This window comes from bacterium (assembly GCA_024228115.1).
Classification (GTDB): domain Bacteria; phylum Myxococcota_A; class UBA9160; order UBA9160; family UBA6930.
On the sequence record JAAETT010000447.1, the window covers coordinates 1 to 715 of the forward strand.

The following is a 715-nucleotide window of genomic DNA, read 5'->3' on the forward strand; positions in this document are numbered from 1 at the left end:
GAAGCACACTCCGCATTCGCGCCACGGAATGGGCATCGACCACCCAAAACGAGATCCGTCAGCGTCAATCGCCGCGCGGCACGCTGAAACATTGGAAAGCCAGCTTCTCAGCCAACTTTCGTGCATAGTTCAGGCTAGGGAATCCCCCTTTTGGTCATCAGGGTGAGGCAGCAATACAGGGCTGGGTGCGAGACAACGCGGAAGATTTGTTTTTCGACGGATGTGGACTCTCCGATGAGATGCGAAGTGACTTCCTGAGCTTCGAGGGAAACGCTCAGACATTTCGTCTTCTTACTCGACTGCAGGTTGTGAACGATGAGTTCGGTCTCAACTTGACCTGTGCAACTCTCGCTGCAGTCATGAAATACCCGACGGCCTCCGGATCAACGAGAGAGGATCATGTCGCAAGCAAGAAGCACGGGTTCTTTCAGTCCGAAAAGAAAATCGTAGACGAGGTTTGGGAAGAAACCGGGCTAGCTGAAGGCCTTCGCCACCCGCTCACATTCGTGATGGAGGCGTGCGATGACTCGGCCTACTCGGTTCTCGATGTTGAGGATGGGGTCAAGAAAGGACTGTGAACCGCCCCGGGTTCTCCGGAGACCCAGTTAGTTGAGCACCGCCCCTGTGGCGGTCGCTTCCTGCTGTTGATCGTACATCGCTTCGAACTCTGCCGGCGGGATATTCCCAATCGGCTCGAGAATCCGCCGGTGGTTGA

At 55.7% G+C, this 715-nt stretch carries 1 protein-coding gene; it reads left to right on the forward strand.

From position 1 onward, the window contains the following. Positions 1-308: 308 nt before the first annotated feature. Positions 309-578 carry a hypothetical protein gene (locus tag GY937_19370; protein ID MCP5058867.1) on the forward strand — a complete coding sequence of 90 codons (270 nt, stop codon included), beginning with the start codon at positions 309-311 and terminating at the stop codon, positions 576-578. Positions 579-715: the final 137 nt, after the last annotated feature.